Below are 7215 nucleotides of genomic sequence, written 5' to 3'. Positions count from 1 at the left end.
GCCACCCAGCTCGCCAATGATCTGCTTGAAGAAGGGGCGAATATGGTCGAGTTTCGGCAAGGATTTAAGTCCATGACCCCAGCATTAAAAGAACTCGAGCGTTTGGTGATTTCAACAAAGCTCCATCACAACAATAATCCAGTTTTGAATTGGATGGCCTCGAATTTAGTCGTTGTTGAAGATGATGCGGGTAATATGAAACCTTCTAAGCGTAAATCCACCGAGAAGATTGACGGCATGGTGGCCACGGCAATGGCCGTCGGGCGTTTAATTGCTGGGGAAGATCACTCCTCGATTTATAACGAGAGAGAATTGTTTATCTTATGACGTTATTTAAGCGCTGGTTCGGTGCAGCAACGGAACTTGAACCGAGCACCGAATATGGTGGCTATGAGCTTTTAGATGCTGCGCCCATCAGTGCTAGCGGTCAAAGCATCCACCCGGATAATGCCATGCGCTTAGCAACGGTTTATGCCTGTATTCGTGTATTAGCTGAATCGATTGCCGCCTTGCCTTTGCATGTTTATCGCTATGAAACAGGCGGCGGTAAAGCCTTGGCCACAGATCACCCGTTATATTCTGTCTTGCATGATCTACCCAATGGTGAAGTCACTAGTTTTGATTTACGTGAAAACCTCGTCGGCCATTTATGTTTACGTGGTAATGCGTATTGTCAGATTATTCGCGATGGTGCAGGGCGAGTGCGTGAATTAATCCAATTGCCCACTGATAACACCACGGTGCGCCGTGATGAAAGAACAAAAAAACTCATCTATAGCACGATTTCAAATGGTCAAAGCTATGAGCTACGTGACGATCAAGTGTGGCGACTCAATGCCATGGGCAGTGATGGGATTATTGGCAGCAGTCCCATTACTTTACAACGTGAATCACTCGGCTTATCCGCGGCAACACAAGAACATGGGGCAAAATTGTTTGGCAATGGTGCACGCCCCAGCGGCATCTTAACGACAGATAGCCATCTTAAAAAAGAAGGCCGTGAAAATCTAGCGGAGTCTTGGAAAAAAGCCCACGGCGGTAAAAACTCGAATGGGGTCGCTGTTTTAGAAAATGGCTTGAGATGGCAAGCGCTCACCATGAGCAGTGAAGACAGTCAATTTTTAGAAACACGCAAATACCAGCGCAATGAAATCTGTGGAATTTTCCGCGTGCCGCCGCATATGATTGCTGATTTAGAACGTGCCACTTTTTCCAATATTGAGCATCAAGATTTAGCCTTTGTTCGTCATAGCCTGGTGCCGTGGCTGGTGAAAATAGAGCAGAGTATTAGCCGTGATTTATTACTCGCCCATGAGCGCAAAAAATATTTTATAAAATTTAATATCGAGGGCTTATTACGTGGCGATACGGCCGCTCGGGCGGCTTTTTATAATCGCATGTTTAGTATCGGGGTGATGAGCCAGAATGATATTCGTGAACTAGAAAATATGAACCCAATAGAAGACGGGGACCGTTATTACCGGCCGTTAAATATGACCCCCATCGGTGAGGATGAAGAGCAAAATAATGAACAACTGGTATCAGATCAAAGCACAAGCAAATAAGCACGCGGATGTGTATATTTACGATTACATCGGTGATTACGGTGTTGAAGCTAAACGTTTTGTGATGGAGTTACAGGCGCTTGATGTAGAGCAAATTAATTTAAGAATTAATTCGCCCGGCGGTTCTGTCACGGATGGCTTTGCTATTTATAATGCCTTGCATCGTCATCCGGCAAAGATTATTGCCCATATTGATAGCCTCGCGGCTTCTATGGCAAGCATTATTGCACTTACCGGTGAAACCGTGCATATGGCCGATAATGCCTTTTATATGATCCACCGCCCTTGGGCCTATGCGGTGGGTGATGCTGAAGAGTTGAGTAAAATCATTGAGATTTTAGATAAAAATGAAGCAAAAATAGTAAACATTTATCATCAAAAATCTAATTTAGCCGACGATAAAATTAAAGCGATGATGTATGAAACTTCTTGGTTGACCGCAGCAGAAGCAAAAGAGTATGGCTTTATTGATGAAATTACCGAAGCTGTGAATATTGCCGCCTACGTTAAACCTAATCAATATAAAAACACTCCTCAAACATTAATTAAACATTCTGAAAATAATACAGTAAACGCGCTTCAACGCCATAAACTCGCACTTAAACGCTCCCTTTTATAATTTTCCTTAAAACTTAATTTTTTAAAAGGCTCTTAATATTCTAGGAGGAATAGACTCATGCCTGATATTTATGAACTTGCCCAACAACGCGCTGAAGTCATTAACAAGCAACGCGCCATGCTGGACCATGCAGAAAGCGAAAGCCGTGGTTTTACCGATGAAGAAGACGGGCAATATAACGATTTAAACACCCAGCAATTAAACATTAAAAACCGCATTGCTAAAGCTGAAGAGGTTGAAGCACAAGAGCGTGAGCTCAATACATTAACTTCTGAACCCTTGCGCTCCAGTGTACAATCACCGACTGAAAACAAGGCCACCAGCCCACTTGCAACCGAAGAATATGAAAAAAACTTTTTTGCCTATATGCGTGGGCAAAACTCAGGGGTTGATATTCGTGCCGGACAAGTTGAAGGGACGGATAATAAAGGCGGCTATTTAGTGCCGACGAAGCTACAAACCACCTTAATCGAAGCTCTGGAAGAGCAGACGGTGATGCGTCAAATGTGTCGCATTATTCAAACCAGCTCAACGACTGATCTACCCATGGCCGACAGCTATGGAGCCGCGACGTGGACCGGTGAAGCCGTCGCCCATACCGCAACCGATGATACCTTTAAGAAAAAATCCATTAAAGCCTATAAGCTGTCACGGATGTTGAAAATATCGGATGAATTACTGGCCGACAGTGCGATTAATATTGGTGCCCATATTGCTTACTCCTTTGGTCGCAGCTTTGGCGAAGCCCAAGAAAAAGCCTTTTTAACTGGCGACGGCACCGGCAAACCCAATGGCTTATTAAATGTCGCACCGACGGGGGTTACCGCTGCCGCACCCACCAGTATTACTCTAGATAATATTTTAGATTTACGTAGTTCGGTCAAAGCTGCTTATCGCCGTAAAGCCTCCTATCTTATGCACGACTCCACTTATGGCTCATTGTTAAAAATGAAAGATGGTAATGGCCAGTATATTATTCAGCCTGATTTTAAAAGCGGTGAGGGTGATTTATTACGTGGTAAACGTGTGAATACCTCGGACTTTATGGACACCCTCGCCGCCGGGAAATGTGCCGCCTTGTTCGGTGATTTTTCTAATTTTATTATTGCTGATCGTGGGGGTATTTCGCTGCGTCGATTGAACGAGCTTTATGCTGAAACCGGTGAAGTTGGTTATTTAATGTGGTTGCGTGTGGATGCCTTATTGCTTGAGACAGAGGCAATTAAACAACTTAAAACAGCTGTATCTTAAAAAATTAATAAAAATTAGATGCTTTATTTATTAATAAATAAACTTTATATAATTAATTAATATACTATTTTTATTTATAAAATATTACCATGGCATTAATACATTTAAGGTATTATTGCCATGAATGCAAATCAGTTACTCGCAATTGGTGCTGCCTTAGTCACAGCAGTTCGCCGAAATATTAAATATTCAGAAAACCTTTATTTGTTGACAGGAAATTCTTTTTTTGATGAAAGATATAAAAAAGTATACTCGATTAGAGAAGGGATTAATGCTACTAGTGGTAAAATTGATGAGCAAGCTCCCTCAGCATACGCAAAAAGAGCATTAGATCATAGAGTTGGTTTTTGTAGTGAACTAAGTGAAGTTAGTACTTTCTTAGGCTCAATGTTAAATAAATTTGAAGCACCTGTTTATATATCAGTAATTAAAACTCCTCTTCATGCCTTTTGCTTAATTCATCAATCATCAAGTTTGCACCAACAAACAAAATCAAATGTTTATATTTCTGATAATATAAAAGAGCTTAGTGAGAAAACAGAACTAGAAAATGCAATTATCGTTGATACCTGGATTTATAAGGCAACCAAACTTTCCAATTATAAAAGCCATATAAACTATGCAAAAGAATTTGGAAAACAGTTTGATCTTGAAGAGTGTTTTGATGGTGAAATTAAAACAGAAGGCTATTCTGAAGCGTTTGGTACAACTCAACCTATAAAAATCGCAGAAAAAAGACTGTTAAGGGATTTTAATCTAGCTTACCAAGAAGAGAGCAGAAAGCTCTTTACTAAAGAGACATATTCTACCCAAGGTCGTAGACGTAACTCTATCGATACTAATCTAATTTGTGATAGCAAACGATGGGGGCAGTTGAAAGACCTTAAGCTATTTATTGAAAGAATAGCTTCAAAATCGAGTGATTGGTATTCTAGCTCTAGTAATCGAAAAGGTAAGAGCTATCAAGCACTAATAGATAGTTTGGACTTTGCTATCCAAAAATATATGGACATTAGTAATACCGATTTACAAGAAATTTTTAATCGAGCATTGCAGTTAGCACCTATAGTTCGAGGAACGTCTTCCTTTAAAAATCTTTGGGGTTATAGAAATCATATTACAAAAACAACTGAAGGGTTACTCAGTACAGATGTTGTACCAGAAGAATATTATAAATTTGAAACTCTACCACAGATGAATCTTTTTGAAATAAGGAACATTAGGTCTCGCCCAATATCTCAAAATGAAAAATGTACAGCCTTAATCCAATGGATAAAAAAAGAAGGTGCGGATCCTTCTTTTTATAGTGATGCGCAAAAAGCGGCTGCTTATAAAGCAGTCGATGATTTTGTCAGTCGCAGCCAAGGAGAAGCAAGCTTGTTATTTTATGACAGAGCGGAGGAAGCACCCCCTCTGGCAGCAGAAGCTTCAGCAGCATCATTTAAATCGTTTTAATTCACATTTAAATCAAATTTAAAAGTAAAAGGGACTTTATGAAAGTTAAAATCTTAGTGCCTCGGGCCGGGATAAATATTTCTTATAATATCGGCGATATTATTGATTTACCCGACAAAACCGCAAAAGCCATGATGAAGCACGGTGATGCTGAGGCAGTTAACGTTAAAACATCGAAGAAAAAACCAAAATGATCGATTTAGCACGCCTAAAAAGCCATCTACGCATCGAAGATAATAACGAAGATGATTATTTAGCGTTTATTCTTGCCGCTGCCCTACAAGCCGCCGAGGACTATCTAGACCGTGCAATTGTAAATAATACAAATGACTTGGAAACGATTGAAAACAGTGTGTTAATTAATAAATCGATAGAAATTGCCATCTTAATGTCTGCCGGTCACTTTTATGAAAACCGTGAATCAACGAGTACTTTAACGGTGAAAGAGGTGCCGATGAGTACCCATTTTTTACTCAATCCACATCGGCATTTAAGCGCATGAGAGCGAGTTTGTTACGCCATCGCGTGACTTTACAAAATAATTTAATCGGTGCCAATAATTATGGTGAAGCCGTCGATTATTGGCAGGATATTACTACCGTCTGGGCACGGGTCAGTCCGAGTGCAGGCCGGGAACTCTTTAGCGCCCAACAGTTTTATCATGAAATTACTCAAACGGTGACCCTGCGTTATCGATCTGATATTACCCCGTCGTTGCGCCTTGTTTTTGATGGTCGTTATTTGGAGATTTTAAGTGTGATTAATCCAGATGAGCGTAATCGTGAGCTTATTTTAGCCTGTCGGGAGTGGCTGCATGCCTAAAATGAGTTTTTCTGTTGAGGGTTTACGTGAATTAGAGCAGAAACTTAAAACCTTAGAACCGAAAAAAATAAGAAACCTAAACCGTCGCGCCCTGCGTAAAGCCGCGGAACCGGTTGAGGCACAAATGAAAGCGAATGCACCGCAAAAGTCAGGCGCTTTAGCTGAGTCAATTAAACGGCGTTCTAAAAAAGGCAAAGGCCGCCGAACCATTGTTAATGTGACGGTGGGGCCTGCACGTAAAATTCAATACGCTATCGAGCAAGAATATGGCAGCAGTCACCAACCGGCACGGCCGTTTATTCGCCCGGCGCTGAATGATAACGCGCAAACATCCATCGATATTTTTAAAAATGCATTAACCCTCGCGCTGAAAAAACAAAAACTATGATTGAAGATGTCTATTTTGCGCTGCTCAGTACCGGCTGGCCGGTGTTCCCTATTATGTTACCTAAAAATCAAATACTGCCCGCAGTGACGTATCAGGTAATTGGCGGTGATCGACGTTATAGTCTGGATGCTCAGGCGCATTTGCAGAAAAAAACCATACAAATAAGTTGCATCGCTAAAACCTATCAAGAATGCAAACTCATGCAAGACAGTATCACCGAAATATTAAACGGCTATCACAGTGAAAAAATCCAGCTGATTACCTTTGAATCAGAGCTAGATCAGTATGAACAGGACACCAAAACCTACCGCACTAATTTAACCTTTACTTTAACAGGAGTTGTATGATGAGTGAGTCTATCGGCGCCCTTTCAGAGATTTATCGTGACAGTGATAATGCAGGCAATTACGTCAAACTGGCCAATATTACTAACATCGGTGAAATCTCATCGAGCCGCGATAAAATTGATGTGACCGAATACGGCAGTACACAGAAAAAATATAAGCTCGGCCTGAAAGATCATGATGAAATTCAGCTCGATATGAATGTCGCCCAAGACAATAGTGAGCTGAAAAATTTAATTAGTGATCATGATACCGGCATAGAGCGCCAGTTTAAAATTATTTTGGCCACCCAACCGAAACGGCAGATTTATGAATTTACCGCCTTGATCACTAATCACAAAATCATCGCCCCGCTAAGTGAAGTGATTAGCATGAGCGTGAGTTTGCAGCCGACCAGTGTGATTGTCCAAAGTGATGAGGTATAAAATGGCTCTCCGTAATGCTTTATTTAATCTTGCCTTTAAAACCGCCCCAGTAACTTTGGGCGAATTAGAATTACAGGTAAAAGAACTCTCCATTGCCGAACAACAACGTTATCAAGAACTGCATCCGAGTTTAAGCGAAACTGAAGCCAATTTATTACTAATTTGCTTATCTTTGTGTGACCACCAAGGCGTTAAAATCTTTGATGTCAGTGAATATAAAAAACTGGCTGAATTACCGCTCGGCGTTATTAAACAAATCACCGATGCGATTGTTGAAGTGAATGGCTTTAATGAAAGTGCAGCGCACGATCTTAAAAAAAACTAGCTCATGATCATGAGCGACGGT

The 7215-nt window shown here is 41.0% G+C and carries 12 protein-coding genes; all 12 read left to right on the top strand.

Annotated features, from left to right (window positions below; genetic code table 11):
- Positions 1 to 327 (top strand): terminase TerL endonuclease subunit (locus C200_RS13240; protein ID WP_033923820.1); only part of this gene is annotated, 327 nt, incomplete at its 5' end.
- A complete protein-coding gene (locus C200_RS13235) occupies positions 324 to 1565 on the top strand; it encodes a phage portal protein (protein WP_016211136.1) in 1242 nt (413 codons plus the stop codon). The genes C200_RS13240 and C200_RS13235, both read left to right, overlap by 4 nt.
- Complete coding sequence (locus C200_RS13230) at positions 1528 to 2184, top strand: head maturation protease, ClpP-related (protein WP_016211130.1); 657 nt, start codon at positions 1528 to 1530, stop codon at positions 2182 to 2184. Before C200_RS13235 ends, C200_RS13230 begins: the two co-directional genes overlap by 38 nt.
- A 57-nt stretch (positions 2185 to 2241) precedes the next feature.
- A complete protein-coding gene (locus C200_RS13225; RefSeq protein ID WP_016211140.1) occupies positions 2242 to 3435 on the top strand; it encodes a phage major capsid protein in 1194 nt (397 codons plus the stop codon).
- A 120-nt stretch (positions 3436 to 3555) separates the two neighbouring features.
- A complete protein-coding gene (locus tag C200_RS13220; protein ID WP_016211133.1) occupies positions 3556 to 4890 on the top strand; it encodes a hypothetical protein in 1335 nt (444 codons plus the stop codon).
- Positions 4891 to 4928: 38 nt separating this feature from the next.
- On the top strand, positions 4929 to 5084 hold the full coding sequence (locus C200_RS15995) for a hypothetical protein (RefSeq protein WP_016211131.1): 156 nt from the start codon (positions 4929 to 4931) through the stop codon (positions 5082 to 5084).
- Positions 5081 to 5392, top strand: a complete 312-nt coding sequence (locus C200_RS13215; RefSeq protein ID WP_016211137.1) for a head-tail connector protein — start codon at positions 5081 to 5083, stop codon at positions 5390 to 5392. Before C200_RS15995 ends, C200_RS13215 begins: the two co-directional genes overlap by 4 nt.
- A complete protein-coding gene (locus C200_RS13210; RefSeq protein ID WP_016211132.1) occupies positions 5389 to 5712 on the top strand; it encodes a phage head closure protein in 324 nt (107 codons plus the stop codon). Before C200_RS13215 ends, C200_RS13210 begins: the two co-directional genes overlap by 4 nt.
- Positions 5705 to 6100 carry an HK97-gp10 family putative phage morphogenesis protein gene (locus tag C200_RS13205; protein ID WP_016211139.1) on the top strand — a complete coding sequence of 132 codons (396 nt, stop codon included), beginning with the start codon at positions 5705 to 5707 and terminating at the stop codon, positions 6098 to 6100. Before C200_RS13210 ends, C200_RS13205 begins: the two co-directional genes overlap by 8 nt.
- Positions 6097 to 6447, top strand: a complete 351-nt coding sequence (gene gp17 / locus C200_RS13200; RefSeq protein ID WP_016211129.1) for a tail completion protein gp17 — start codon at positions 6097 to 6099, stop codon at positions 6445 to 6447. Before C200_RS13205 ends, gp17 begins: the two co-directional genes overlap by 4 nt.
- Positions 6444 to 6869 (top strand): phage tail protein, encoded by a 426-nt coding sequence (locus tag C200_RS13195; RefSeq protein ID WP_230383486.1) that lies wholly within the window; start codon positions 6444 to 6446, stop codon positions 6867 to 6869. The genes gp17 and C200_RS13195 overlap by 4 nt, the downstream gene beginning before the upstream one ends.
- Before the next feature lies 1 nt (position 6870).
- Complete coding sequence (locus C200_RS13190; RefSeq protein WP_032126913.1) at positions 6871 to 7194, top strand: hypothetical protein; 324 nt, start codon at positions 6871 to 6873, stop codon at positions 7192 to 7194.
- The last annotated feature ends 21 nt before the right edge of the window (positions 7195 to 7215 follow it).

The sequence above is a fragment of the Piscirickettsia salmonis LF-89 = ATCC VR-1361 genome, assembly GCF_000297215.2.
GTDB classification, from domain to species: domain Bacteria; phylum Pseudomonadota; class Gammaproteobacteria; order Piscirickettsiales; family Piscirickettsiaceae; genus Piscirickettsia; species Piscirickettsia salmonis.
Note: the sequence above shows the minus strand (reverse complement) of the source record. Positions and strands in the feature narration are given on the sequence as shown.

Bases quoted from the DNA above. Each gene is read 5' to 3' on its own strand.
- C200_RS13220 (WP_016211133.1), top strand. From the start codon at position 3,556: ATGAATGCAAATCAGTTACTCGCAATTGGTGCTGCCTTAGTCACAGCA.
- C200_RS13190 (WP_032126913.1), top strand. From the start codon at position 6,871: ATGGCTCTCCGTAATGCTTTATTTAATCTTGCCTTTAAAACCGCCCCA.
- gp17 (WP_016211129.1), top strand. From the start codon at position 6,097: ATGATTGAAGATGTCTATTTTGCGCTGCTCAGTACCGGCTGGCCGGTG.
- C200_RS13230 (WP_016211130.1), top strand. From the start codon at position 1,528: ATGAACAACTGGTATCAGATCAAAGCACAAGCAAATAAGCACGCGGAT.
- C200_RS13205 (WP_016211139.1), top strand. From the start codon at position 5,705: ATGCCTAAAATGAGTTTTTCTGTTGAGGGTTTACGTGAATTAGAGCAG.
- C200_RS13225 (WP_016211140.1), top strand. From the start codon at position 2,242: ATGCCTGATATTTATGAACTTGCCCAACAACGCGCTGAAGTCATTAAC.
- C200_RS13195 (WP_230383486.1), top strand. From the start codon at position 6,444: ATGATGAGTGAGTCTATCGGCGCCCTTTCAGAGATTTATCGTGACAGT.
- C200_RS13210 (WP_016211132.1), top strand. From the start codon at position 5,389: ATGAGAGCGAGTTTGTTACGCCATCGCGTGACTTTACAAAATAATTTA.
- C200_RS13215 (WP_016211137.1), top strand. From the start codon at position 5,081: ATGATCGATTTAGCACGCCTAAAAAGCCATCTACGCATCGAAGATAAT.
- C200_RS15995 (WP_016211131.1), top strand. From the start codon at position 4,929: ATGAAAGTTAAAATCTTAGTGCCTCGGGCCGGGATAAATATTTCTTAT.
- C200_RS13235 (WP_016211136.1), top strand. From the start codon at position 324: ATGACGTTATTTAAGCGCTGGTTCGGTGCAGCAACGGAACTTGAACCG.